26 protein-coding genes and 1 riboswitch are annotated in these 25,627 nt (G+C 72.5%); of the genes, 14 read left to right on the forward strand and 12 right to left on the reverse strand.

The genetic code is table 11. The annotated features are described in order from the left end of the window. The first annotated feature begins 15 nt into the window (after positions 1 to 15). From JNK12_06705 to JNK12_06730, 6 genes are all read left to right on the forward strand, one after another. Positions 16 to 402 (forward strand): hypothetical protein, encoded by a 387-nt coding sequence (locus JNK12_06705; protein MBL8775599.1) that lies wholly within the window; start codon positions 16 to 18, stop codon positions 400 to 402. Positions 403 to 410: 8 nt separating this feature from the next. Beyond that, positions 411 to 1,580 (forward strand): FIST C-terminal domain-containing protein, encoded by a 1,170-nt coding sequence (locus JNK12_06710; GenBank protein ID MBL8775600.1) that lies wholly within the window; start codon positions 411 to 413, stop codon positions 1,578 to 1,580. Positions 1,581 to 1,677: 97 nt separating this feature from the next. Next, the gene (gene tkt / locus JNK12_06715) at positions 1,678 to 3,579 is read left to right on the forward strand and encodes a transketolase (protein ID MBL8775601.1); all 1,902 of its coding nucleotides are present in this window, start codon (positions 1,678 to 1,680) and stop codon (positions 3,577 to 3,579) included. Positions 3,580 to 3,626: 47 nt separating this feature from the next. Next, a complete protein-coding gene (gene tal, locus JNK12_06720; GenBank protein MBL8775602.1) occupies positions 3,627 to 4,724 on the forward strand; it encodes a transaldolase in 1,098 nt (365 codons plus the stop codon). A 62-nt stretch (positions 4,725 to 4,786) separates the two neighbouring features. Continuing rightward, entirely contained in the window at positions 4,787 to 5,458 is a 672-nt protein-coding gene (gene pgl / locus JNK12_06725; GenBank protein MBL8775603.1) for a 6-phosphogluconolactonase, read from the forward strand. 91 nt (positions 5,459 to 5,549) lie between these two features. After that, on the forward strand, positions 5,550 to 6,641 hold the full coding sequence (locus JNK12_06730; protein ID MBL8775604.1) for a TerC family protein: 1,092 nt from the start codon (positions 5,550 to 5,552) through the stop codon (positions 6,639 to 6,641). Here JNK12_06730 and JNK12_06735 read toward each other — a convergent pair. From JNK12_06735 to JNK12_06750, 4 genes are read right to left on the reverse strand one after another with little or no spacing between them, the layout of a single operon-like run. Further along, positions 6,616 to 7,455 carry an ABC transporter ATP-binding protein gene (locus tag JNK12_06735; protein ID MBL8775605.1) on the reverse strand — a complete coding sequence of 280 codons (840 nt, stop codon included), beginning with the start codon at positions 7,453 to 7,455 and terminating at the stop codon, positions 6,616 to 6,618. The genes JNK12_06730 and JNK12_06735 overlap by 26 nt on opposite strands. After that, complete coding sequence (locus JNK12_06740) at positions 7,385 to 8,452, reverse strand: ABC transporter substrate-binding protein (GenBank protein MBL8775606.1); 1,068 nt, start codon at positions 8,450 to 8,452, stop codon at positions 7,385 to 7,387. The genes JNK12_06735 and JNK12_06740 overlap by 71 nt, the downstream gene beginning before the upstream one ends. A 1-nt stretch (position 8,453) precedes the next feature. Next, positions 8,454 to 9,314 carry an ABC transporter permease gene (locus JNK12_06745; protein MBL8775607.1) on the reverse strand — a complete coding sequence of 287 codons (861 nt, stop codon included), beginning with the start codon at positions 9,312 to 9,314 and terminating at the stop codon, positions 8,454 to 8,456. Continuing rightward, complete coding sequence (locus JNK12_06750; GenBank protein ID MBL8775608.1) at positions 9,311 to 9,595, reverse strand: thiamine-binding protein; 285 nt, start codon at positions 9,593 to 9,595, stop codon at positions 9,311 to 9,313. Before JNK12_06750 ends, JNK12_06745 begins: the two co-directional genes overlap by 4 nt. A gap of 68 nt (positions 9,596 to 9,663) precedes the next feature. Continuing rightward, positions 9,664 to 9,776, reverse strand: a riboswitch (TPP riboswitch). Between the two features lie 53 nt (positions 9,777 to 9,829). Between JNK12_06750 and cofH the strand changes: the two genes are divergently transcribed. Genes cofH through JNK12_06765 form a run of 3 tightly spaced genes read left to right on the forward strand, consistent with a single transcriptional unit; the run spans position 9,830 to position 13,444 of the window. Further along, a complete protein-coding gene (gene cofH, locus JNK12_06755) occupies positions 9,830 to 12,106 on the forward strand; it encodes a 5-amino-6-(D-ribitylamino)uracil--L-tyrosine 4-hydroxyphenyl transferase CofH (protein MBL8775609.1) in 2,277 nt (758 codons plus the stop codon). Beyond that, on the forward strand, positions 12,103 to 13,203 hold the full coding sequence (locus tag JNK12_06760; protein ID MBL8775610.1) for a TIGR00730 family Rossman fold protein: 1,101 nt from the start codon (positions 12,103 to 12,105) through the stop codon (positions 13,201 to 13,203). Before cofH ends, JNK12_06760 begins: the two co-directional genes overlap by 4 nt. Before the next feature lie 25 nt (positions 13,204 to 13,228). Further along, positions 13,229 to 13,444, forward strand: a complete 216-nt coding sequence (locus JNK12_06765; GenBank protein MBL8775611.1) for a hypothetical protein — start codon at positions 13,229 to 13,231, stop codon at positions 13,442 to 13,444. 128 nt (positions 13,445 to 13,572) lie between these two features. Here the strand turns inward: JNK12_06765 and JNK12_06770 are convergent, their stop codons facing one another. Further along, entirely contained in the window at positions 13,573 to 14,838 is a 1,266-nt protein-coding gene (locus JNK12_06770; protein MBL8775612.1) for a DUF222 domain-containing protein, read from the reverse strand. Positions 14,839 to 15,254: 416 nt separating this feature from the next. Between JNK12_06770 and JNK12_06775 the strand changes: the two genes are divergently transcribed. Then, positions 15,255 to 15,572: a hypothetical protein gene (locus tag JNK12_06775; protein ID MBL8775613.1), complete on the forward strand. Its 318-nt coding sequence runs from the start codon at positions 15,255 to 15,257 to the stop codon at positions 15,570 to 15,572. A 113-nt stretch (positions 15,573 to 15,685) separates the two neighbouring features. Here the strand turns inward: JNK12_06775 and JNK12_06780 are convergent, their stop codons facing one another. The 3 genes from JNK12_06780 to JNK12_06790 all read right to left on the reverse strand — a co-directional run bounded on the left by JNK12_06780 (position 15,686) and on the right by JNK12_06790 (position 17,747). Next, the gene (locus tag JNK12_06780; protein ID MBL8775614.1) at positions 15,686 to 16,609 is read right to left on the reverse strand and encodes a hypothetical protein; all 924 of its coding nucleotides are present in this window, start codon (positions 16,607 to 16,609) and stop codon (positions 15,686 to 15,688) included. A 66-nt stretch (positions 16,610 to 16,675) separates the two neighbouring features. Beyond that, positions 16,676 to 17,107 carry a hypothetical protein gene (locus tag JNK12_06785; protein ID MBL8775615.1) on the reverse strand — a complete coding sequence of 144 codons (432 nt, stop codon included), beginning with the start codon at positions 17,105 to 17,107 and terminating at the stop codon, positions 16,676 to 16,678. Between the two features lie 100 nt (positions 17,108 to 17,207). Next, positions 17,208 to 17,747, reverse strand: coding sequence for a hypothetical protein (locus JNK12_06790; GenBank protein MBL8775616.1), 540 nt, complete (start codon positions 17,745 to 17,747; stop codon positions 17,208 to 17,210). 156 nt (positions 17,748 to 17,903) lie between these two features. On the opposite strand from JNK12_06790, the gene JNK12_06795 reads away from it, so the two are divergent. After that, on the forward strand, positions 17,904 to 18,407 hold the full coding sequence (locus tag JNK12_06795; protein ID MBL8775617.1) for a hypothetical protein: 504 nt from the start codon (positions 17,904 to 17,906) through the stop codon (positions 18,405 to 18,407). A 23-nt stretch (positions 18,408 to 18,430) separates the two neighbouring features. Here the strand turns inward: JNK12_06795 and JNK12_06800 are convergent, their stop codons facing one another. The 4 genes from JNK12_06800 to JNK12_06815 form a co-directional block, all read right to left on the reverse strand. Further along, positions 18,431 to 18,643, reverse strand: a complete 213-nt coding sequence (locus JNK12_06800; protein MBL8775618.1) for a hypothetical protein — start codon at positions 18,641 to 18,643, stop codon at positions 18,431 to 18,433. Beyond that, positions 18,633 to 19,880, reverse strand: a complete 1,248-nt coding sequence (locus tag JNK12_06805; GenBank protein MBL8775619.1) for a (Fe-S)-binding protein — start codon at positions 19,878 to 19,880, stop codon at positions 18,633 to 18,635. Before JNK12_06805 ends, JNK12_06800 begins: the two co-directional genes overlap by 11 nt. A 361-nt stretch (positions 19,881 to 20,241) precedes the next feature. Beyond that, positions 20,242 to 21,156 (reverse strand): FAD-binding protein, encoded by a 915-nt coding sequence (locus tag JNK12_06810; GenBank protein MBL8775620.1) that lies wholly within the window; start codon positions 21,154 to 21,156, stop codon positions 20,242 to 20,244. 142 nt (positions 21,157 to 21,298) lie between these two features. Further along, a complete protein-coding gene (locus JNK12_06815; protein MBL8775621.1) occupies positions 21,299 to 22,759 on the reverse strand; it encodes an FAD-binding protein in 1,461 nt (486 codons plus the stop codon). A gap of 48 nt (positions 22,760 to 22,807) precedes the next feature. Between JNK12_06815 and JNK12_06820 the strand changes: the two genes are divergently transcribed. The 3 genes from JNK12_06820 to JNK12_06830 are packed head-to-tail and all read left to right on the forward strand — an operon-like array spanning position 22,808 to position 25,558. Continuing rightward, positions 22,808 to 23,560: a hypothetical protein gene (locus JNK12_06820; GenBank protein ID MBL8775622.1), complete on the forward strand. Its 753-nt coding sequence runs from the start codon at positions 22,808 to 22,810 to the stop codon at positions 23,558 to 23,560. 32 nt (positions 23,561 to 23,592) lie between these two features. After that, positions 23,593 to 24,528, forward strand: coding sequence for an AAA family ATPase (locus JNK12_06825; protein MBL8775623.1), 936 nt, complete (start codon positions 23,593 to 23,595; stop codon positions 24,526 to 24,528). 1 nt (position 24,529) lies between these two features. Next, the gene (locus JNK12_06830) at positions 24,530 to 25,558 is read left to right on the forward strand and encodes a hypothetical protein (GenBank protein MBL8775624.1); all 1,029 of its coding nucleotides are present in this window, start codon (positions 24,530 to 24,532) and stop codon (positions 25,556 to 25,558) included. Positions 25,559 to 25,627: the final 69 nt, after the last annotated feature.

The raw sequence follows: 25,627 nt of genomic DNA on the forward strand, positions 1-25,627 counted from the left end.
GGTACGGTCGCCGGCGTGGACATCGTCTCGGCCCTCTTCATCGACGACGTCGCGATGCGTCAGGCCCCTGGGCCCTCGACCCGCATCGACCTGACCGGCGTCCAGTTCTCCGCGGCCGCGCCGCAGCCGGTGCCCCTCACCTGGGCCCCGCACCTGTGCGTCATCGTGCGCTGTGCCCCCGACGAGGCCGGCACGGGCGCTCTCGAGGTGGTCTACCGGCGCGACGGCGAGCAGATCGCCCGCAACGTCTCGGTGCTCCAGGTCGAGCCCGGCAAGTTCAGCCAGCAGCTCGTACGGGGCGAGATCGACTTCGAGGACTACGGCACGGTCGAGGCGCACTGCCGCATCGACCTCGGCCACGTCACGGTCGTGCCGTACACGCTGCTCCCGCCCGTCGGCTGACGGCCCGCGTGCCCTTCGCCGCCGCCCTCTCGGAGCACCCGCTCGCCACCCACGCCACCGGGGAGGTGGTCGGGCACGTCCTCGAACGCCTCGGCGGTCGCCGCCCCGACGTGGCCCTCCTGTTCGTCACGGACGCCCACGGTGGTGCCCTGGAGGACATCGGGGCCACCGTGCGCACGGCCCTCGACCCCGGGGTGCTCCTCGGGGTCACCGCGGTCTCGGTGGCGGGAGGCCCCCGTGAGGTGGAGGAGCGCCCTGCGGTGTCGCTGTGGGTGGGCTGCTTCGGCCCGACCGAACGGCCGCCTCGCCCCGTCCGCCTCCAGGGGGTCGACGCCGTGGGAGCGAGCGACGCCGCCTTCTCCGGCCTGCCCGACGACCTGGACCCCGAGCACGAGCTGCTCGTGGTGCTCGCAGACCCGTTCTCCTTCCCGACCCCAGCGTTCCTCGACGAGGTCGACCGGCGCCGGCCGGGCCTCGCCGTGGCCGGCGGGCTCGCGTCCGCCGGCCGGGGCCCCGGCGGGAACCGGCTCCTGCTCGATGGAGCGCTCGTGGACGACGGGGCCGTGGGCGTGCTCCTGCCGGCGGGGCGCGCCACCTCCATCGTGGTGTCCCAGGGGTGCCGGCCCGTCGGCGACCCCTATGTGGTCACGAGGGCCGAGGCGAACGTGGTGCACGAGCTCGGCGGCCAGAGCGCCCTCGCCCGCCTCGAGCAGGTCGTGGCCGACCTCGGACCCGACGAGCGCTCGATGGCCCAGCGGGGCGGGCTCCACATCGGCCGCGTCATCGACGAGCGCCGGGCGCACTTCGGTCCTGGCGACTTCCTGATCCGCGCCGTGCTCGGCGCCGACCGGGACTCGGGCGCGGTGGCCATCGGCGACGAGGCCGAGGTCGGCGCGACCCTCCAGTTCCAGGTGCGTGATGCGGCGTCGGCCGACGAGGACCTCCGCGAGCTGCTCGCCGGCCGCCGAGCGGACGGGGCCCTGCTCTTCACCTGCAACGGCCGTGGGGTGGGCCTCTTCGGCGAGCCCGACCACGACGCCGCCGTGCTCGACGCCGTCGTCGGTGGCGGCGCGACCGCGGGCATGTTCTGCGCCGGCGAGCTGGGCCCCGTCGGCGGGCGGAATTTCCTGCACGGCTACACCGCATCCATGATCCTGTTCACCGACCCGCTCGGGTAGGGTCGGAACCCTGACCGCGCGCCACCCCGACGCTGGAGGAAACGTGTCCGATCCCGACCTCGAGCTACGGGCGATCAACGTCATCCGGGGCCTGTCCATGGACATGCCCCAGCGAGCGAATTCCGGCCACCCCGGCACGGCGATGGCGCTCGCACCCCTGGCCCACGTGCTCTGGGACCGCGTCATGACCTACGACGCCGAGGCGCCGGACTGGCCCGACCGCGACCGCTTCATCCTGTCCTGCGGCCACGCATCGGTGCTGCTCTACTCCATGCTGCACCTGACGGGCTACGGCCTCACCCTCGACGACCTGCGGGACTTCCGCCAGCTGGGCAGCCCCACCCCCGGCCACCCCGAGGTGCACCACACCGCGGGGGTCGAGGTCACCACCGGCCCCCTGGGCCAAGGCTTCGCCAACGGCGTGGGCATGGGCATCGCCGAGCGCTGGCTGCGCAAGCGCTTCGGGGCCGACCTCGTCGATCACCACACCTTCGTGCTCTGCAGCGACGGCGACCTCGAAGAGGGCATCAGCCACGAGGCCGCCTCGCTCGCCGGCCACCTCGGCCTCGGCCGCCTGATCTACGTCTACGACGACAACCACATCACCATCGACGGCCCCACCGAGCTCTCCCTCAGCGACGACGCCCCCAAGCGCTTCGAGGCGTACGGCTGGCACGTCGACGACATCGGCGACGTCGCCAACGACACCGACGCGCTCGAGGCCGCGCTCCGGGGGGCGATGGCCGTCGAGGACGCGCCGTCGCTCATCGTGCTGCGCAGTCACATCGGCTTCCCGTCCCCGAAGTACACCGACACCGCCAAGGCCCACGGCTCGCCGTTGGGCGACGACGAGGTGCGGGCCACAAAGGAGCTGCTCGGGCTGCCCGCGGACGAGACCTTCTTCGTCCCCGACGACGTGCTCGAGCTCTACCGTGCCGCCGGCCGCCGGGGCGCGGAGTCGCGCCTGCGCTGGGAGGACCGCCTCGAGGCCTGGGAGGGCGACCGGGCCGAGCTCGACGCCTGCCTCGCCGGGACCGGCCTGACCGGCTGGCAGGAGAAGCTGCCCACCTGGGAGCCCGGTGCCAAGATCGCCACCCGCGTCGCCAGCGGGGACTGCCTCACCGCCGCCGCGGAGGTCGTCCCGGGGCTCATCTCGGGCAGCGCCGACCTCACCGGCAACACCGGCACGCAGATCGCCGGAGCCACGTCGCTCAGCGCCGACGATCCCACCGGCCGGGTCATCCACTACGGCATCCGCGAGCACGCCATGGGCGGGATCATGAACGGCATGGCCCTCCACGGGGGCGTGGTCCCCGTGGGCGGCACGTTCCTCAACTTCGCCGACTACATGCGCGGCGCCGTGCGCCTCGCCGCCATCAGCCAGGCGAAGGTCGTCTACTCATGGACCCACGACTCCGTCGGTCTCGGCGAGGACGGCCCGACCCACCAGCCCATCGAGCACCTCGCGTCCCTGCGGGCCATGCCGGGGCTCACCGTCATCCGACCGGCGGACGCCAACGAGACGGCCCAGGCCTGGAAGGTCGCGCTCGACCACGACGGACCGACCGCCCTCATCCTGAGCCGCCAGAACCTCCCCGTCCTCGACGGGGTCAGCCCCGACGGCGTCGCCCGGGGGGCGTACACGATCCGGGCCGTGGAGGCCCCGGCCGTCGTGCTCGTCGGCACCGGCAGCGAGGTCGCCGTGTGCCTCGAGGCCGCGGAGCGGCTCGCGACCGACGGCGTGGCCGCCAGCGTGGTGTCGATGCCCAGTTGGGAGCGGTTCGAGGCCCAGGACGAGGCCTACCGGTCCACCGTCCTCCCCGCGGGCGTGCCCCGGCTGTCGGTCGAGGCGGCCGCCACCTTCGGGTGGGCCCAGTGGGTGGACGACGCCGTGGGCATCGACCGGTTCGGGCTCTCGGCCCCCGGCGACGTGGCCCTCGCCGAGCTCGGCATCAACCCCGATCACGTGGCCGAGCGCGCCCGCGCCCTGCTCGCCTGACCCGGACCTCCCTCCCCCAACCGCCCACCCCCGCCCCAGGAGCGACGATGACCCGACTGCAGCGCCTCTACGAGGAGCAGGACCAGAGCCCGTGGCTCGACAACCTGAAGCGGGGCTGGATCACGAGCGGTGAGCTCGAGCAGTGGGTGGCGCGGGGCGTGCGCGGGATCACCTCCAACCCCACGATCTTCCAGAAGGCGATGGTCGACGGCGATGCCTACGACGCCCAGCTGGCCGAGCTGACCTCGTCGGGCGCGAGCACGGTGGACAGCTACTGGGCCGCGGTCACGAAGGACATCACCGACGCCTTGGACATCCTGGCCCCCGTCCACGAGTCGAGCGACGGCCTCGACGGCTACGTGTCGCTCGAGCTGGCGCCCGAGCTGGCCCGCGACACCGCGGCCAGCATCGAGGCGGCCCGGCATCTCCACACCACCATCGCCCGGCCGAACCTCTACGTGAAGATCCCCGGGACCGCCGAGGGCCTCCCGGCCATCCAGCAGATGATCGCCGAGGGTCGGTCCATCAACGTGACCCTGATCTTCGGCCTCGACCGCTACGGCGAGGTCATCGACGCGTACCTCGCAGGGCTCGAGGAGTGCGAGGGCGACCTCTCGGCGGTGAGCAGCGTCGCCTCGTTCTTCGTCAGCCGCCTCGACACCGAGGTCGACCGCCGCCTCGAGGCCATCGGCACCGAGGCCGCCCTGGCCCTGCGGGGCAAGGCCGCGGTCGCGCAGGCCCAGTGCGCCTACCAGCTGTTCCTCGACCGGTTCTCCGGGCCACGGTGGGACGCCCTCGAGGCCCGTGGCGCGCGGGTGCAGCGGCCCCTGTGGGCGTCCACCTCGACCAAGAACCCCGAATTCCCCGACACGTTGTACGTGGACGAGCTCATCGGCCCGCGCACGGTGAACACGATGCCCGACAACACGCTCGAGGCCTTCGAGGACCACGGCACCCTCGACCGGAAGGTCGACGCCGACCCCGACGCGGCCCGCGCCACCCTCGACACGCTGGCCGAGGTCGGCGTGGACATGGACGACGTCACCCAGGTGCTCGAGGAGGAGGGCCTGGCCTCGTTCTCCAAGTCCTTCGACGAGCTGCTCGGCGTCCTCGACGACAAGGCCGAGCAGCTCCGTCAAGGGTGAGGCCGTCCCGCCCACCGTCTATCGTCGGCCCATGGCTGGCCCCGACCCGATGAGCGCCGTCCATGCACGGTGACCTCGTCGTCGTCGACGACGTGCCCGCCGAGTTCGCCGAGCGGGTGATCGAGGCCTTCCACACCCGACCCAACGACAACTTCTCGCTGGCCCTGTCGGGGGGCGGCACCGCCCGCGCCTGCTACGAGCGCCTCGCCGACGTGGGGGGCACCCAGATCGACTGGTGGAAGGTCAACGTCTACTGGGGCGACGAGCGCTGTGTGCCGCTCGACGACCCGGCCTCGAACTACCGCCTGGGCCGTGAGGCGCTGCTCGAGCGCGTCGGCGCCGTGGACGCCAACTTCCCCATGCGCTGCGAGGAGGGCGCCGATCCGTACCAGCTGCGCATCGGCGAGCTGGGCAAGTTCGACCTGGTCCACCTGGGCCTGGGCGCCGACGGCCACACCGCCTCGCTCTTCCCGGGCTCCGCGGCCCTCGACGCCGACCCCGGGCGCCTCGTCGTGATGAACGAGGACCCCCTCGGCAACAACCCGCACCCGCGGATGACGTTGACCTTCGCCGGCATCGCCCGGGCCCGGGTCGCGGTGGTCACCGTGGTCGGGGAGGAGAAGGCGGATGCGCTCGCCGCGGTGGCCCGGGGTGAGGACCTCCCGGCCGGTCGCCTCAAGGCCGAGCGCCTCGTGTGGCTGGTGGACCGGGCCGCCGCCGCCAAGCTGCCTTGATCCGCCGGCCGCCCGCTGCAGGCGTCCTCGCCACAGGGACGCCCGGTCGCCTCGTCCCGCCCCTCCGTCGCACACCCAACCCGGAGCACCGATGATCCCCGCCCCGCTGCTCGGCACCGTCGCCGGGCGCCTCTCCGAGTCCTCGAGCACCGAGAACTTCGTCTCGTTCGACGTCCCCCTCTGGGCCTGGGTCGCCCTGCTGGCGGTGATCACGGCGATGCTGCTGGTCGACGTCCTGGTGGTGCACCGCGTGCCGCACGAGATCTCGTTCAAGGAGGCCGCCATCGAGTCGGCCGTCTGGATCGCCATCGGGCTCTCGTTCACCTTCGTGATGCTCGCCTGGCACGGCGGGCCCGCAGCGGGCGAGTACCTCTCGGGCTACCTCATCGAGAAGAGCCTCTCGATCGACAACGTCTTCGTGTGGGCGGTCATCTTCAGCTACTTCGCGGTCCCGAAGATGTTCCAGTTCCGGGTGCTGTTCTGGGGCATCTTCGGCGCCCTCGTGCTGCGGGCCTTCTTCATCTTCGCCGGGGTCGCCCTCCTGGAGCGCTTCGACTGGATCCTGTACGTGTTCGGGGCCTTCCTCTTGTACTCCGCGTGGAAGATCGCCACCCACGACGACGAAGAGGTCCACCCCGAGAAGAACCCGATGTTGAAGCTGATCAACCGGGTGGTCCCGACGACCCCGGACTACGACGGCCAGAAGCTCTTCACCCGACGCACGGGTGTCCGTCTCGCCACGCCCCTGTTCGCGGTGCTCGTGCTCATCGAGACCACCGACGTCATCTTCGCCTTCGACTCGATCCCGGCCATCCTGGCCGTGTCCCGCGAGCCGTTCATCGTGTTCTCGTCGAACGCCTTCGCCATCCTCGGCCTGCGAGCCCTCTACTTCTGCCTCTCGGGCATCAAGGACAAGTTCCGCTACCTGAACCAGGGCCTCGGCGTGATCCTCGCCTTCGTGGGACTCAAGATGCTGGCGGCCGACCTGTACCACGTGCCCACCTGGGCCAGCCTCGCCTTCATCGCCCTCGTGCTCACCACGGCCATCCTGCTCAGCATCCGGGCCGACAACCGCGAGGACGCCGCCGGCGGGATCGACGGCGGCGCGGCCGGCGACGGCCCCGACGGCGGAATCGCCGCGTCGGCGACCGACGGGCCTACCGAGCCTGATCGAGGGCCCTGAGCAGCTCAGCCTTGCGGGCGACCACGTCCGCCTGCGTGACGAGCTCGCCAGGGCGAGGCCGCGGCCAGGGGCAGTCGACGGTGGTGACGACCCGGCCTGGACGGGCAGAGAGCACCACGACTCGGTCGGAGAGCACCAGTGCCTCCTCCACGTCGTGGGTGACGAAGAGCACGGTGCGTCCGTCCGCCGTCCACACCTGTTCCAGCCACTGCTGGAACTCCCGACGGGTGATGGCGTCGAGCGCCCCGAAGGGCTCGTCGAGGAGCAGCGCCTCGGCCGGGGTCAGGAAGGTCCGCAGCAGCGCGAGGCGCTGGCGCATGCCACCGCTCAGCTGCGACGGCCACGCCCGTTCGAAGCCGGCGAGACCGAAGCGCTCGATCAGCGCCTCGGCGTCCCGGCGAGCTCGGGCCACGGGGACCCCACGCACCTCAGCGCCGAGGACCGCGTTGTCGAGCACCCGGCGCCACGGCAGCAACGCGTCGCGCTGCGGCATGTACGCGGCCCGGCCCAGCACCTCGGCGCGGCCCTGCGCCGGCGCCTCGAGTCCGGCGAGGAGGCGCAGGAGCGTGCTCTTGCCGCAGCCACTCGGCCCCACGACGGACACGAACGCGCCCTCGTCGACCGAGAGGTCGAGGCCGTCCAGCACGGGGAGGGCGCCGTCCGGCCCGGTGTAGCGGTGGTGCAGGCCGGCGACCTCGATGGCCGCGCCCGCGCTCACGACTCGCCCCTTGTGAACACCCTGCTCACGGAGTGGTCGAGGACGCGGGCGACGGTGCGGGATCGGTGGGGAGGAACTCGTCGGTGAAGGCCGCATCGGTGTCGAGCGCCTCCTCCAACAGGCCGGCGTCGACCAGGAAGTCACCGAAGTCGGACCAGACCTGTGCCTCCTGGACCCCCCAGGGCGCTCCCTCCTCGGCGAAGCGCTCCGCGTGGTAATCGGTGCTCGCCTCGCCGAGGGCGCGGTCCAGCTCGGGCGCGGCGGCGAGGAGGAGATCGGCGGCCTGCTGGGGGTCCGAGATGGCGAGCGCGTAGCCCCGCGCCGTCGCGTCGAGGAAGTCCTCGACCAGCTCAGGGTCGTCGGCGACGGTGTCCTCGCTCGTCAAGAGCAGGGGGGTGTACCAGTCCGGGATGCAGTCCTCGTACTCGATGAAGGGAAGGGTCTCGACGTCCACCCCGTCGACGGTGTCGGCCCGCAGGGCGTCCCAGCCGTTGAAGACCCAGGCGAAGTCGAAGCGGTCACGCTGCATGCCGGTCAGGTAGTCGACGTTGCCGACCTCCACGAACTCGACCCTCGAGGGGTCGCCGCCGTCGCACTCGACCAGCCGGTTGATGAGCTCGGTCTCCAGGGAGCCCCCGTACCCGCCGTAGGTGTGGTCCTCGAGGTCTCGGGGACGCTCGATGCCGGCGTCGGCCAGGAACATCAACGACGAGTCGTTGTGGGGCAGCAGCGTGGCGATGGACACCACGGGCACGCCGGCGGCGCGCGCCGGCAGCAGCGACTCGGCCTGGGCGATGCCGAACTCGGCCTCACCGGTGGCGACCACGGGCTCGACCCCCGTCGCCGCCGGCTCGACGATCTCGAGATCGATGCCGACGTCCTCGTAGTAGCCGAGCTCCTCGGCGGCGTAGATGCCGGCGTGCTGGGCGTTGGGCGTCCAGTTCAGCATCAGCGTGACCTCGCGGGGCTCGCCACGGCCATCCCCGCCGGACGCCTGGTCGCCATCCGACGAACAAGCGCCGGCGGCCACGACCAGCGCCAGGAGGGCAGGGACGGTCAGGGCTCGCCGTAGGCGGGTCGGGGTGCGGTGCATGTCAGTGCTCCAGTCGGGGGTGCTGCCACGGCGTGGCGAAGCGGGCGAGGAGGCGGACGGCCAGGAAGAGGGCGACGCTGACGAGGGCGATCGCGGTGATGCCCACGAAGACCCGATCGAGGCGGAACGACGTCTGGGCACGGGTGAGGAAGATCCCGAGGCCCTCGGAGGCGCCCATCCATTCGGCGATGACGGCGCCGAGCATGGCGTAGGCGGCGGACACCTGGAGCCCGGCGAAGAAGGAGGGCAGCGCCGCCGGCACCTGCACGGTGCGCAACAGGCGGGCGCGGCCGGCGCCCATGCTCCGGACCAGGTCCACGAGGTCCCGGTCGGTGGCGTCGATGCCGGCCACCGTGGCCACGACCACCGGGAAGAACACGATCAGGGCGACCACGACCACCTTGGGCGCGAGGCCGAAGCCCATCCAGACGATCAGCAGCGGCGCCACGACGACCATGGGGATCGACTGCGACACCACGAGCAGGGGCAGCACCACCCGGCGCACCAGCGGCACCGTGGCGATGACGACCGCCAACCCGACGGCGACGGTGGCGCCCACCATCAGACCCAGCACCGCGGCGGTGACCGTCGCCCCGATGTGGCCCGGGAGGGTGCCGCGGATCTCGGTGAACGCGCCCCACACGTCGCTGGGCGGCGGGAGCAGGTAGGGCGCCACGTCGAACACCCGCACGTACAGCTGCCACGCGAGCACGAGGAGGCCGACCAGTCCGAACGCGAGCGCGGTGTCGACGAGCCGTCTGCGGCGCGCTCGCCCGGGCCTCGTGAGGTCCGCCGCGGCGGCCGGCACGACGGACACGGGCACGGCCTCGACGCCGTCGGGCACGGCTCCCGGAGCCGTCATCCGGCGCCGCCGCGGAACTTGTCGGTGAGGCCGGCCACGGTGGGCTGGTCGGCGCCGGCCGCGGCCTCGGCGACCTTGATGACGGTCACCTCGGCCGTGGCGCCGGCGATCAAGGTCGCTTCGTGCACGGCCCGCACGAGGGGCCACAGCTCGTCGGGCGGCCCCTCGACGGTGGTGCCGAGCGCACCCACCTCGTACGGCAGGCCGGCAGCCTGGATGACCGCGATGGCGGCGTCGACGTGGGCGTAGCGGTCGTTCGGGGTCCCGAGCGGCTGGGGCAGGCACTGCACCTCGATGATCACGCTTGCTCTCTCCTGTGGCTCGTGCCCGGCAGGTTGAGAGGGCGGATCGGTGTCGATCCCGAACTTCCCTGCGCCGGCATGACCCGGATCAGGTTCGACGGTCGGGGGCTGGCCAGCCCACCCTCTCAGCCCGGTCCACCGGACTCCCGTGTTCTGACCACGACGCTACCAGCGGCGCGCCCATCGCACCGCGGCGCTGGATAGATTCCGCCCATGGCGCTGACCGACCGCTCGCTCGCCGAACTGCAGGCCGACGCGCGGGCGATCCGCGACACCGCCCACGGCAACCGGGTGACGTACTCGCCCAAGGTCTTCATCCCGTTGACCATGCTCTGCCGCGACAAGTGCGGTTACTGCACCTTCGCCCAGCCCCCGGCCCGGCTCGAGCACCCCTATCTCGGCGCCGACCAGGTGCTGGCCATCGCCGCCGCCGGCGCCGAGGCGGGCTGCCACGAGGCGCTGTTCACCCTCGGCGAACGACCCGAGGAGCGCTACCCGGCCGCACGCGAGTGGCTCGACGAGCACGGCCACGCCACGACGGTCGACTACCTCGTGGCCATGGCCCGCCTCGTGCTCGACGAGACCGGCTTGCTCCCCCACGCCAACGCCGGCGCCCTGTACGCCGACGAGCTCGCGGCGCTGCGGGCGGTGTCGCCCTCGCAGGGGATGATGCTCGAGAGCCTCAACCCCGACCTCGACGCCCACCGGGGCTCGCCGGACAAGACGCCCGAGCGGCGCCTGGCCACCCTCGAGGCGGCGGGCGAGCTGGCCATACCGTTCACCACCGGCATCCTCGTCGGCATCGGCGAGTCCCGCGCCGACCGCATCGCCGCGCTGGAGGCCATCGCCGCCTCGCACCGCCGCTGGGGCCACGTGCAGGAGGTGATCGTCCAGAACTTCCTGCCCAAGCCCGGCACGGGGATGCACCTGCACCCGGCCTGCCCCGACGACGAGTACCTCGAGGCCATCGCCCTCGCCCGCCTGATCCTGCCGCCCGAGATCCACCTCCAGGCGCCGCCGAACCTGTCCGACGACTTCGGCCACCTGCTCGACTCGGGCATCGACGACTGGGGCGGCGTCTCCCCCATCACCGCCGACCACGTGAACCCCGAGCGCCCCTGGCCGGCGCTCGACCGGATCCGCTCGGTGACCGAGGACCGCGGCCACACGCTCGCCCCCCGCCTCACCATCTACCCCGAGTACGTGCTCGATCCCGAGCGCTGGCTCGACGAGGGGCTCCGCTTCCCGGTGATGGACCGCAGCGACGCCGAGGGACTCGGTCGCGACGACCACTGGTACTCCGGCGCCGACGAGGCGCCGCCGGTGCTCATCCCGCCGCCCCCAGCCCCCGGAAACAGGCCGGGCATCAGCGCCGACAGCGCGGTGGCCGAGGTGCTCGCGGGGGTCCGGGCGGGCGAGCAGGTGGACGAGGACGCCATCGTCACCCTCTTCAGCGCCCGGGGCCCCGAGGTCGGCGCCGTCGCCGCCCTCGCCGACGAGCTGCGCGCCGAGGCGGTCGGTGACGTCGTCACCTGGGTCCACAACCGCAACATCAACTACACGAACGTCTGCACCTTCAAGTGCCGCTTCTGCGGGTTCTCGAAGGGGCCCCTCTCGCTCAACCTGCGGGGCAAGCCCTACCTGCTCACCCTCGACGACATCGCCGAGCGGGTGCGCGAAGCATGGGACCGGGGCGCCACCGAGGTCTGTCTCCAGGGCGGCATCCACCCCGACTTCGACGGCGACTACTACATCGACGTCACCCGCGCGGTGAAGGAGGCCGCTCCCGACATCCACGTGCACGGCTTCACCGCGCTCGAGGTCACCGAGGGCGCCAAGCGCCTCGGCGAGCCGTTGGACGTGTACCTCCGTCGCCTCATGGACGCCGGCCTGCGCACCCTGCCCGGCACCGCCGCCGAGATCCTCGACGACGAGGTCCGCAAGGTGCTGTGCAGCGACAAGATCGACACCGACGAGTGGCTCGACGCCCACCGCACGGCCCACTCGATCGGGCTGCGCTCCAACATCACCATCATGTTCGGCTCCATCGAGCAGCCCCGCAGCTGGGCCCGCCACCTGGTGCGCACACGGGCCCTCCAGGAGGAGACGGGCGGTTTCACCGAGTTCGTGCCCCTGCCGTTCGTGCACATGGCCGCGCCCATCTACCTCCAGCGCAAGGCGCGGCGCGGACCCACCTTCCGGGAGTCCGTCCTGATGCACGCCGTGGGCCGCATCGCCTACCGGGGCGCCATCGACAACATCCAGGCGTCCTGGGTGAAGCTGGGCTTCGGGGGCGCCCGCCAGCTGCTCCAGGCCGGCGTGAACGACCTCGGCGGCACGCTCATGGACGAGAACATCTCGCGTGCGGCCGGCGCCAGCCACGGTCAGATGGCCGAGGAGGCCGACTTCCGCGCCCTGGTCGAGCCGCTCGGCCGCACCCTCGAGCAGCGCACCACGCTGTACGGCCGGGTCGCCGCCACCACCGGATGACCGAGCGCGGCCCCAACGGCCGACCGGCGTCAAGCACCGGCAACCCCGAGATCGACGCCACCATCTCGCAGCTCCTCGACCTCTCCGGCGCCACCGAGGACCGGGATCTGCTCTTCGAGCTCTTCGCCACCGCCACCGATCTCGCCGGCGACGACGCCGACCGCCTCGACCTGAAGATCGCCACCGCCGCGCTGCGGGAGATGGCCGTGGCGTTCGAGATGTTCGCCCCCTACCGCGCGTTTCCGAAGATCACCATCTTCGGGTCGGCCCGCACGCAGCCCGACGACCCGCTGTACGTCCAAGCCCGCGACCTCGCCGCGGCCATGGCGTCACACGGATGGATGGTCATCACGGGGGCGGGGCCGGGGATCATGGCCGCCGGCATCGAGGGCGCCGGGCGGGAGCACTCCTTCGGGGTCAACATCCGCCTCCCGCACGAGCAGGAGCCCAACCCCTTCATCAAGGGCGACCCGAAGCTCGTGGCCATGAAGTACTTCTTCACCCGCAAGCTCGAGCTCATCAAGGAGTCCGACGGCTTCGTGGTGCTGCCCGGCGGCTTCGGCACCCTCGACGAGTCCTTCGAGCTGCTCACCTTGCTCCAGAACGGCAAGACCCTCCCCACCCCGGTGGTCTTCCTGGAGACGCCCGGCGGCACCTACTGGGACGAGTGGGAGTCCTTCCTCGCCACCGAGATCGCGCCCCGCGGCTACATCCACGACCACGACCTCGACCTGTTCCTCGTGACCGAGGCCGTCGACGAGGCCGTGGCCGAGATCCGGGGCTTCTACCGCAACTACCACTCCATCCGCTGGACCGGCGCCACCTTGATCATCCGCCTGCGGGCCGCCCCGACCGACGCCGAGCTGACCCAGCTGAACGTCGACTTCGGCGACCTCGCCGTCTCCGGCGGCATCGAGCGATCGGGCCCCACCGGCCCCGAGGCGGCCGACGACGACCATCCCGACCTCCCCCGCCTGCGCATCCGTTTCGACTTCAACCGCTACGGCCGCCTCCGCACCCTGATCGACGCCCTGAACGCCCTCCCGTCGGCCCCCGCCGACCTCCCCCTGCCGCCCGGCCACGGCGCCCACCCCTGATTGCTGAACCACTAGCCTCACCGACGTGTGGCTGTTCGACCTCGCCGATCTGTTCGCGCCGCTCGGTGATTTCAGCGTTCGCAAGTTCGGCCGAGGCCTCATGCAAGGCGCGGCAGAGGGGCCCGGCGGCGCCTTCGACGACCCCGAGGAGCTCCCCGCTCCGGCCGTCCCCGAACCTCCCCCGCCGGACCTTCCCGACACCGGCTGGGACCGCTTCGCCCCCCAGGAACGCCCCTTCTGACCGCTACCCGACGGTGACGGTCTGGACGACCTGCGCCCGGAACGCGCCGCCGCCGTAGTCGGCCGCGTGGGGGCGGCCTCACCTGGTGGGTGGCGGTCGGTTCGAAGGTGGTGGTGCGGCGGCCCGGGTCAGGGCTGGGTTCGTCGCTTCCGGGGTTGGCCGGGCAGGTCGTGTTTCTTGGCTCTCTGGTGTTCTTTCCAGAGGTTGTGGCCTTTGCAGAGGGGCCGGCCGTTGGCGGCGTCGGTGAGGCCACCGTCGACCCAGGCGATGACGTGGTCGATCTCGCAGTGCACGGACCGGATCGAACACGACGCGTGGTCACAGACCGGGAACGCGAGCTTCGTGGCGTCGCGTGGTCGGCCGGTGAAGAACCGGCGGGTCTTCGAGAAGTTGAGGGCGTGGCCGTTCTCGTCGACGGCGAGCACGCCGATCCACCCGGCGACCGAGGCCCAGACGGCTTGTTCGGGGGTGACGGGGGTGCCGTCGGCGAACTCGCAGCGCCGTTCGAACGGGTACCGGTACTGGTTGGGGTCCTCGCCGCGGATCGCGGCGAGGATCCTGGCCAACGCGATCAGGTAGGTGGCGTGGTCGCAGACCACGGTGGTGCCCAGCGAGGTCTCGGCGGCGACGCCGCCGTGCTCGCGGGACGCTTCGGCCATGTTGGCCAGGGCGTCGTGGCGGCGCTGGGCGGGGGTGCGATCCAGGTCGTTCACGGTGGCGGCGTCACCGAGCCGGGCGCGGGCGTCGGCCCACTCGGCGTCCAACAACAGCTGGTAGTGGCGGTCGAGCTCGTTCTTGACCAGGTGGAACCCGAACGGCTCCATCCACCCGTCCAACCGGCCCATCCCCTCGAAGGTCTCCGAGGCGTGCACCCGTCGTTCTTCGTAGTTGGACAGGGCCCGGCGCTCGGTGCCCTCCGGGTCGACCGCGTCGCGCCAGTTGCGGAGCTCCCGGGCGAACTCGTCGTAGGGCAGGGTGCGGGCCTTGTCGACCAACATGGCCTCGTCGCGGGCGAACTCGACCGCCAACGCGAACAGGTTGGCCCGACACAGCAACGACACGTGTTCGAGGCCGATGTCGCCGAGCTCGAACGCGGCCACGGTGTGAGGCATGGTCCGGAGCTTGCGGGCCAGACCCCGCCGCCACCCGATCGACTCCTGACGCCCACACGTCAACTCCGCGATCCGGGACGCCGCCGACAACGCCCCGGTGGCCTTCCACTCCTTCGACGCGTCGTACACGCCGAGGCACTCGATCTCGGCGGCGTCGACCATGGCCCGGATCTGCGCGAACCCCACCAGGGAGTCCTCCAATGTGGCGACCGGCTCGTTCGCCCAGACCACGCCGCGGAGCTTCTCCGCTGCCTGGTGCACATCGACCAACTCAGTACGCACGACGACCACTCCCAACCACGAGAAACGCGAGATGTCCGGGGAAGTGGCAGCCGACCCATCACGGAAAACCGGGCCAGACCAGGGCTGCGAACTGGTGTTCGGTCACCCTACCCCGAAACAGCTGCTGGCGCAAGGCGTTCTGATCGAAAGTCGGCGCCCGAGCTCGCGCCACCCGCTGGAGGATTCCGCCGTCTCCAACCTGGCCCATGCAATGGGCTTCCTTCGGCTCCGTGGAAGGAACCGCAGGGGGTTCCGTCACCCGGCCCTGCGTGAGCGACCGGCATCCTCAGCCTCGGGCAGGAGGGGCTACGGGAGACAATGGGCTCAGAGCGGGCGGTCGAGTGATCGGTGCTCGTCGTGGGTCGAGCCGTTCGACCGGCGCCCTCCCAGCACCCAGCGACGGTTACCGTCAGGCCGTGCGCACCCTGCTGACGACCGCGGCCGTCGTGGCCCTGACCATCGCGCTCGTCTCGGGGTGCTCGAACGACGAGTCGCCTGACTTCGACGTCTCTGACGCTCAGGCGTTCGCCACCGCCCAACGGGTCTGCAGTACGGCGCCACCCGAGCAACTGGCAGAGCAACTCGGAGTGCTCAACAGTCCGACCGACGTCGCCCGGGCCTACAGCGAAACGGTCGCCGCAGAGGACCGCGAGAACGCCTTCGCCGGGTGCCTCGCAGGTCTTGCGTCGCGCCCTGGGGGGCAACTGGGCACGGCACCACGTCCGCCAGGCTGACGCTCGCCTGGACGACGGCCACAAGCCCGATCCGCCGGGCCGCGGTGGTCCCTCCCGCGGCGTGCCTCCTGTGTTGCCACCCTGCAGCGACGCGGGGCGGCCTGCACACGCTGTCAGCCGGCGGCGCCGCCCCAGCTCTCGTTGACCAGCTCGGCGTCGGGCAGGTCGATCCGGGTGCCGTCGGGTTGCTCGACGACCAGGTCGGTGAGGGTGGCCGTGACCTCGGCGCCGTAGTGGTCGAAGGCGGGCACAGGGCGTTCGATGGTGATGGTGCCCGCCACGATGGGCAGCGACTCGGCGACGCGACGCTCGGGGGTACCGGGTTGGACGAGGTCGTTGCACCAGTTGGCGAAGAGGTGCTCGCCGCGCAGCAGCGTGGCCGTCCACTGGGGGTCGGGCAGGGTGGTGACCGCCGGCGGCCGGCCACCGGCCGGGTCGATCTCGAGGGTCACGCCGACGGTCTGCGCAGCGTTCGACCCCTGGAAGCCGCGGCCGCAGGGGTAGGACTCGGTGAGCTCGACGTCGCTGAGGTCCGGGCGACGCTGATCGGCGGGCACGAAGCTGTCGACCTGGTAGCCGAGCTCGTCGTCCACGGCCTCGGCGATGCGGTCGGCGTCGAAGCGGAGGACCCGTCCGGTCTCGGCGTCGTACTCGACGGTGACATCGTCCGAGTCCTCGATCTCGCGCGCGAGGAAGGAGAGGAGCTCATCCATGGTGGCGAAGTCGAGCTCGTCCGCCTCCCCGAACTCGACGTCGATGGACTCTGTCACGGCCTCGCCGTCCTCGACCCTGACCTCCGCGCTGAGGACGGGGCAGAAGCACAGCCGGGTGAACGACCACGTGTAGTCGTCGATCGCCGCCGCCTCCCAGCGGACCCGGGCCGCCTCGAGCCGGGCCGCCTCGTCGCCGGCCCCGTCGATCTCGGGCAGTGTCGACGTCGATGACTGGCCCGACGACGACGCCGAGCCGCCGCCGTCCGAGAACGAGCACCCCGCCGCAATGACCAGTAAGAGCACGAGCAACGCGAGCCGACGCATCCTCGTGAGACGTCGGCGGCCGGGCTTCGAGTTCCCGGCAGAGAACCTCGCCGACGACGTGACCGGTCAGGCCCGGGGCGCCGCCGGCGCCGGCGGCCACACGTCCCGTTCGCGGAGCGCCACGTAGAGCGCATCGGGATGGAAGACCACCTCGCGCACATAGCGGCGCTTGGCCAGCTCAGGGTGGGCGGGGTCGGTGATCAGTTGAACCGTGCGGTAGGTCACGAGGATGCACCAGGCCTCGTCGGCGGGTGGATCACTGACCAGGCGGGCCGCGATGGAGAGGGCCTCGCGGCGCTTGATGCTCTCGAGCCACCGACCGGCGGCGACCGCGACGATCTCCTCGGCCCGGTACTCGTCGTCGGCCTGGCCGGCCCGCTTGCGGGGGCCGGTGGGGAGCACGGCCCGTCGCCATCGCTCCAACTCGTCGACCGTGCACGCCAGGAGGGCGGCAGCCTCCTCGGCGGAGACGAGCGGTCGACCATCTGCGGTGCTCACGGGCCGATCACGCTCATCGAGCGGGTCTCGTTCGAGAGCGAACGCCGATCCGGCGTGGACGGGGTGACCCGCCGACCTGCCCGACGGGCCGACCGCATCATCACGGCGCCTGCGAGGCGTGGGCGGGGCAGAAGCGCTCGCCCTTCGGGGCGCCGGCGGCGCAGGGCTTGCCCGCCTTGGTGGTCCCCTGGCAGCGGTTCGACGGTGCCCCGACGGCGCCCGAGTGCGGGCCGCAGAAGTCGCTGCCGGCCATCGCGCCGCCACGACAGCGCGTGCCGTCCGCCTTGATCTTGGCGCACTGCCCGCCGCTGCCGGATCGTCCGGTCCGCCCCACCGGCTCGGCGGGCACCAGCGTCGTCACGGACGCGCCCGCCGGGTTGGGCGGGTCGTCCTCCGAGTGCGGCGCCCGGCACTGCACGCAGGTGAAGTCGGGTGTGTCGGACGACACCTGCGCCGCCCGCTTCTTCGCCCGGTTGTCCCACCAACGCACGCCACCACAGCTCGGGCAGGCGCCGAGACGTTCGCCGTCGGATCGACGGTCGAAGGCGCTCAGCGGCGGCAGCGCCTTCGCCGGAACGTTGTCACGCTGCTTCTCGGAGGCCACGGGCTCGTGCAGCGGTTCGGCCTTCTTGCGAGCCATCGACGCAGCGTAGGACCGGCCGGTGCGCACGACGGGCGATCGGCGGGTGTCCTGGCAGGATGGACGTGTGCGCCCGTTCACCCACCGGAGGATGACCCCGGCCGGTCCGGGACCCGATCAGGGCCGCCCGGCCACCACCCTCGGATGGTGCCGGCCGTGAGCCCGGCCGGAGCGGCAAGGCCCAGCCGACCCGTCGTCTACCTCGACGTGGACGGTGCGGTCAGCGCCCTGTCCCCCACCCACGGCTTCGGCGACGGCGTGCCCTTCGAGCTCTTCGGCGACGTGCTGATCCTGTCGGAGCGTCTGGGGGCCCGGCTCGGCGCGCTCGACGCCGAGCTGCGGTGGCTGACCACCTGGGGCGCCGACGCCGATCTCATCGGGTCGGCGATGGACCTGCCCGACCTGCCCGTCGCCGGCCTGCCCCCCATGGACGCCACCGCCGGCGGCCCGTGGAAGTTCGAGGTGGTGCAGGCCCAAGTGGCGCTCGAGCGCCGGCCCTTCATCTGGATCGACGACGAGGCCATCCCGTCCGACGCCGAGGTGTGGGCCGCGTCGATCGATGTGCCCTGCCTGCTGATCGAGCCGGACCCCGAGCGGGGGCTCACCCCGGACGAGCTCGACCTGGTCGAGGCCTTCGTGGCCCGGCCGCACACGGCGTAGACCGGCCCCGGCCCGCTCCGCCTTCAGTCCGGGTACGGGTCGGTGTCGTCGGGCTCCTGGAGGAGGTTGATGGCCTTCTCCACCGCCCGGCGGGCGCGGGTGAGGCGCTTCTCGTCCACGGGCAGCTCATGGCCGCCGGCATCGATGGACTCGCGCAGGCGGATGATGGCCAGGTCGGCCAGCTCCTCGGCGATGCCCTCGAGGCGGCCACGGATCTCGTCGAATTCACCGGCCATCGGAGCCTTCTTTCGGTCGTGCGTCGGGGAGAGCGTTCGGGAGGAGCGCATCGAGGATCTCCATCGGGTGGCGGGCATCCACGCCGGCGGCGGCGAGGTGCAGGGCGCACCCGGGGTTGGCGCTGGCCACCACAGGGGCCCCGGCGCGAGTGATGGCCCCCAGCTTGCGGTCCCGGATGGCCGACGACAACTCCGGCTGCGTCGCCGAGTAGGCCCCACCGGCTCCGCAGCACAGGCCCTCGTCGTCCAGCTCCACCAGCGTGACGTAGGGCGCCAGCACGTCCCGCACGGCCTGGTGCTGCTTCTGGACGTGGCGCAGGTGGCACGGGTCCTGCACCGCCACCCGGTCGGCCGCAGCCGAGGGACCGGGCGCCGGCAGGGTGTCGAGTCGACCGGCCAGCCACTCGTGGACGTCGAGCACCCGGGCGCTGAAGGCCGCCGCCTCGGGCGTCCCGAGCAGGTGGCCGTAGTCCTTCAGCTGCGCCCCGCAGCCCGCCGAGTTCACGAGGATCGGAGCGTCACCGGGGACGGCCGCCATCACCTGCTCGGCCTGCCCGCGGGCGACGTCGGTCAGACCGGCGTGGGTGGCCAGGGCGCCGCAACAGCCCGCCGCTCCCCCCGTGGGCCGGACGCCGGCACCGGCCGCGCCGAGCACCCGCATCGTGGCGGCGTGCACCGGGCGCTGCCAGGCGTCCATCACGCACCCGGTGAACAGCCAGACGTCGTCGCCCGTGGCCTCGAGAGGCTCGCGCCTGACGGTCAGCCGGGGCAGCACCGGCAGCCGCCCGGAAAGCCCCGACCCGGCACCCGGGTCAGCACCCGGCGCCGGCGCCACGGGAAGGAGGCGGAGGCGCTGGGCGACCGCCAGCAGCGACGACCCCGCCAGCAGGAGGCTGTGGTGGCCGAGCAGTCGGTACCCGAGGCGCCGCCACCAGGGCTGGTAGGGCGTGTCGGCGGCCAGCGCCGCCCGGGTGCCCTCCATGAGCGCCCCGAACGGCACCGCGGAGGGACAGACCGGCTCGCAGCCCCGGCACTGCACGCAGGTGTCCATGGCCGCGGTGAAGTCCGCGTCGACCGCCGCCCCCTGCCACTGCACCAGGCGCATCGCGGCGATGCGCCCTCGCGGCGACGCCGCCTCGTCGCCGGTGACCCGGAAGGTCGGGCAGTGCGGCAGGCACAGCCCGCAGGCGACGCACGTGGCCAGGGCATCGTCGTCGAGACCGAGCGGCCCGCTCACGCCGGACCACCCCCGCGGCACCCGACGGGGGCTGTCTGGTGCTCGCTCCCGCATCCGATCGGGCTGCGAGCGCGGTCCCGAGGGAGCGTCCCGGTTCTCGGAAGCCTCAGGCCGCTCACGGCGGTTCCAAAGCTCCCAGAACCAGAGCGGCGCGCCGGCCTGTACGTTCTCGGAAGCCTGGATCCGCCGGGACCGGCTTCTCGCTTCCCAGAATCGTCGACCCGGCTTCGAACCACCACGGTCGATGCCCGTCGGCCCTCGCCCCGCCGAAGTCGAGGCAATGGCCCCCGGATTCCGGGGGGCATTGCCTCGAGAACGGGCACGGTCGTCGGTGCGACCACGGAACGAGACCCGGCGGGGCTCACGCCATCGCCTGCAGGGGTTCACGGCCGGGGTTGAGACGGCCGGTCGGGTCGAGCTCGGCCTTCACCCGACGGTTCAGCGCCACCACGGCATCGGGCAGCGCCGCCGGCGCCGGTGGGTCCTCGCGGTGGACCAGCCCGGTACCGATCTCGGCCAGGAACGGACCGGCGACCGTGCGCAGCGCCGCCGCGCCCATCGAGTGACGGTGGGGCGGAAACACCGGCGGCCCGTCCACCGGCGAGAAGCCCAGACCGCCCAGCACCGCCGCCTCCGCCTCGACGTCCACCTCGTGGCCCTGGAGCCACACCCAGGTGGTGCTGCCGTCCCACAGCACCGCCGCCGGCCGGTACAAGGCGGAACGGACCGACCACGGGTCGGCCGCCCCGGCGAACCACCGCGAGCACGGCGGCGCAGGTCGGGTCCGCAGGACGACCTCGCCCAGCAGGCCCAGCGTGCCCAACGACCCGACCAGCACCCGGCACAGGTCGTAGCCGCTGACGTTCTTGACCGTGGGGCCGCCGGCCTTCACCAGGCGGCCTTCGGCGGACACGTACCGGGCCTCGAGCAGGGCGTCACGCACCGGGCCCCACCGCAGCTGGTCCAGCCCGCTGCGTCCCACGGCGAGCACGCCGCCGACGGTCGCGCCGGCGCCATCCGACCCCGACGGCAGCGCCGTGATCTGCCCGGCCTCCGCGAGCACCCCGTGCAGGGCGGCCACGGGGGTGCCCGCGCCCACCCGCACCGTCATCTCTGCGGGCTCGTACTCGACGACTCCCACCGGGGCGGCGACGAGGCGCACGTCGGCGTCCGGCTCACCACCCACGTCCCACGCGGTGCGACCCCCGACGACGGCGACGGGCCCGTCAGCGCCCACCTCGGACGCGAATGCCTCGAGCGCCGACCGGCCCGTCATCGCCGACCCCGGTCGAGGGCCCGCCCGCTCACCCCGGCACGAACGACGCCGGCGCCGGGTCCCGGCCACCGCGCAGCGACGTGCCAGGACGAGTCGGCGCCGCCCCCAGCCGCGAAGGTCCCAACGGCACGGTCCGCCGCCCTCACACCCACACCCCATCGGGGACGTGCTGGAGGTCGGCGCAGCGCGATCCCGCGGGCAGCACCTTGGCCGGATTGGCCAGGCCGTCGGGGTCGAAGGCCGCCCGTAGGCGGGCCTGGGCGTCGAGGTCGTCGGGGCCGAAGAGCAGGCCCATGAAGTCCCGCTTCTCGAGGCCGATGCCGTGCTCGCCGGACAGGACCCCGCCGGCCGCCAGCGATGCCGCGACGATCTCGGCGCCGGCGGCGTGGACCCGGTCCAGGGTGCCCGGCACCCGGGCGTCGAAGACCAGGAGCGGGTGCAGGTTCCCGTCGCCGGCGTGGAAGACGTTCATCACCAGCAGGTCGTGGCGGTCGGCGATGGCGTAGATCTGGGTGAGCACCTCCACCAGCTTCGACCGGGGCACCACCGTGTCGTGCAGGTAGTAGTTGGGAAGGATGCGGGCCACCGCCCCGAAGGCGGTCTTGCGGCCCTTCCACAGGAGCGCCCGCTCGGCATCGTCGGCCGCGACCCGCACGGTGCGGGCCCCGTGGGAGCGCACGACCTCGGCCACCAGGGCCGCGTCGGCGGCCACCCCACCCGGCAGGCCGTCCACCTCCACCAGCAGCACCGCGGCGGCGTCGGTCGGGAAGCCGGCGTGCACGAAGTCCTCGACGGCCCGGGTGATGCGGGCGTCCATCATCTCCAGCGCCGCGGGCACCACCCCGGCCGCGATCACCGCACTGACCGCCGCGGCGGCGTCCTCGACGCGGGCGAAGTCCACCAACATGGTCTGCACCGCAGGGGGGTTGGGCGTGAGTCGGACGGCGACCGCGGTGGCGATGCCGAACGTCCCCTCCGAGCCCACGAACGCCCCCCGCAGGTCGAGGCCGGGCACGTCACCGAGGCCGTCCTGGGGGCCCAGCACGGTGACGGTCGCATCGGGCAGCACCACCTCGAGCGCGAGCACGTGGGCGCTGGTGACCCCGTAGGCGAGGCAGTGGGGACCGCCGGCGTTGTTGGCCACGTTGCCCCCGATCGAGCAGGCCTGCTGGCTCGACGGGTCGGGGGCGAAGTGCACGCCGTGCGCCAGCAACGAGCGTGTCAGGTCGAGGTTGATCACCCCCGGCTCGACCCACGCCACCCGCTGGTCCACGTCGACGGACCGGATCGCGTTCATGCGGGTGGTGGAGATCACCACCGCGCCGTCGAGGGGCACCGCGCCCCCGGCCAACCCCGTGCCCGAGCCGCGCGCCACGAAGGGTCGGCCGTGGCGGCGCGCCACCCGCACACATGCGGCCACGCCGGCGGTGTCGGTCGGGAAGCACACCGCCGCGGCGACGCCGACGTCGATGGTCGAGGCGTCCCGGGCGTACAGCGCCCGATCGAGGGCGTGGGCGTGCACGGCGTCGGCGCCGATCGCCCGGCGCAGGTCGTCGACCAGGCCGGCGTCGGCGTCACCGTCGACGGGGGTCCGGGCGCGCACCGGCCCAGTGTGCCCGACCGCGACCATCGACCGATACGGTCACGGCCTGTGACGGCGCCCGACGACCTGCACGAGTGGCTGTCGTTCGAGGCCGACGACGAGCACCGCACGTGGATGTTCGACCTCACGTTCCTCACCAGCAACTGGGACTGCATCTTCGGACGCGGCTGTCCCGGGGTGCTCACCGGGCCGGCCGCCGACGCCGAGCAGGGCTGCTGCTCGTACGGCGCCCACTTCACCGGCGACGCCGACCGGTCCCGGGTCGAGGCCCGCATCGCCGAACTGGGCCCGGACGAGTGGCAGTTCCACGACGAGGCGGCGGCCGCCGGAGGCGCCGTCCACGTCGACGAGGAGGGCGACACCGTCACCCGCCAGGCCGACGACGCCTGCATCATGCTCAACCGGCCCGGCCACCCCGCCGGCGCCGGCTGCGCCCTCCACCAGGGAGCGGTCGCCCGGGGCGAGCGGCCCCTCGACTGGAAGCCCGAGGTCTGCTGGCAGCTGCCGCTGCGCCTGGTCGACCACGCCGACGAGCACGGCCACGTCACCTCCACCCTGCGGGAGTGGAAGCGGCGGGACTGGGGCGACGGCGGCCAGGAGTTCCACTGGTGGTGCACCGAGGACTCCCTGGCGTTCGTGGGCGAGCGCCCCGTGTACGTGGCCCTCCGCGACGAGATCGTCGAGATGGTGGGCGAGACGGCCTACCAGCACCTCGTCGACGTGCTCGCCGACCGACGCGACGGGATCGCGCTCCCCCACCCGGCCCGCAGGCGCACGCCACCACCCTCGGACGCACCCTAAGAATCCCGGCCGAAACGGCCGACGAGGAGATCGTGCGCTCCTTTACCGCAGCAGAGCTGAAGTCCGCGGCCGACCAGTCGGGGATGTACTTCCCGCATCACGTGCTCGACCAGCTCGTCGCGGCCATCGACGCCGGCAAGCACGTGATCCTCACCGGACCCCCCGGGACGGGCAAGACCACCCTGGCCTACATGGCGGCGGAGGTCGCCCAACAGGCGATGCTCTGCACCGGTTACCTGCCCACGACGGCCACCACCGAATGGACGACCTTCGAGACCATCGGCGGGCTCCAGCCCACCGCCGAGGGCCTGATCTACCGCCCGGGGCTGTTCGTCGAGGCCATCGAGACCGGACGCTGGCTCGTGATCGACGAGCTCAACCGCTCCAACTTCGACCGCGCCTTCGGGCAGCTCTTCACCGTGCTCTCGGGTCAGCCCGTGGTGCTGCCGTTCAAGCGAAAGGGCCAGCCCAACCCCCTCTCGCTCGTTCCCACCGGGGCCGAAGCCCCACGCGACACCGACGTGATCCGCCTGCCCAGCCGCTGGCGGATCATCGCCACCATGAACGTGTTCGACAAGAACCTCCTGTTCGAGATGTCGTACGCGCTCATGCGCCGCTTCGCCTTCATCGAGGTGGGCACCCCCGACGAGGCCTCCTACCAGCAGCTGCTCCAGGGCCCCGGCGCCATCGTCACCCAGCTCCTGCCCCTCCGGAACTTCAGCGACCTGGGCCCGGCCGTCTACCTCGACGCGGCCCGCTACGCCGCCCGGCGAAAGCAGGACGGCGCCACGGACTCGCGGCTGCTGTACGAGGTCTTCTACGCCTACTTCCTCCCCCAATTCGAGGGCTTCGACGACCTGCGCGCCACGAAGCTGTACCGGACGGTCGAGGGGCTCTTCGACCCGGAGGAGCAGGCCGAGGCCCAGCGCACGATCCAGGGCGTGCTCGGCGTCGAGCTGACCCTCTGAGGTGGCGTCGCCGGCTGAGTTCCAGGGCGCCGGCCAGCCGGACGCCACGAGGGCGCTCTGGGGACGCCTGCGCCGACCCTTCGACGTGGTGGCCATGGTCGACGCGGTGCTGGGCCTCTCCCCCAACGTCGTGCGCCAGCTGGCCGGCACGATGCTGGCCACCAGCGGCGAGGCCGAGACCCTGCTGACGATGATGCCGCACACCCTGCGGTCGTTGGCGATGTCGACCACCAGCTCCCCCGAGCAGTGCCGGGGCGAGCTGCGGGGCCCGGTGCTGTGGAGCGAGACGATGTCGGCACGCTCGTCCAGCGCCGGCAGCCAGGACGTGTACGTCTGCTCGTCGCCGCAACGTGCGTACGACATCCCCGAGAACCAAGTCCTGGCTGCCGCGCTCGTGAGCATCCGCGACGCCGGGCGGGGGGTCGACTCGATGTCCGCCCAGTCCTACGACGACGACACGCTGCGGCGGGCCCGCCACAACGGCATGCGGGCCATCCGCTTCCTGGAGCACCGGGCCATGTCCGCGGTCAGCCGGGACCGCCCGAGCCCCCGGGCCCTCAAGCGCACCCGGTCCGGCAGTCGACGCCAGACCTACGAGCCCGCACTGCGGATGCTCGACCGGGCGGCCGACCCCCTCACCGCCGACGACATCCTCCCGTTCTGCGACCGGCGCACCCGGGCCCAGCACGCGTTGATCATGGCCCTCGTCGATCGTCTCGAGGCTCGTGGCGTGGAGCTGCCCCCGTTCCGGGCCTTCGAGGGGATCCTCTACTCGGGGCCCATCCGCTTCAACCACCCGCGCCGTCTCGGCGATCGCAGCCGGCCCCACGGCGTGATGCTCGGTGGGGTGCTCGTGGACGTGCCCGAGCGGGTGCGCGAAGACAACCGGGAACGGGCCGAGTACGCGCTGCGCGAGCGCTCCGGTGGCCTACCGACGGTCGTCGTGCTCGAGCCCGCCGACGTGGACCGGGCCATCCAGGTCGCGGTCGAGGTGGCCAGGGCGCAGCAGGCCGAACAACAGGCGTCCTGACACTGGGCCCTCCTTCGTCGGGCCGCCTTCGGCATCCGGTGCGTCGGTGCCGCTGCTCCGCTCCGCTCG

The organism is Acidimicrobiales bacterium (genome assembly GCA_016794585.1).
In the GTDB taxonomy this organism is placed as follows: Bacteria; Actinomycetota; Acidimicrobiia; order Acidimicrobiales; family DATDAH01; genus JAEUJM01.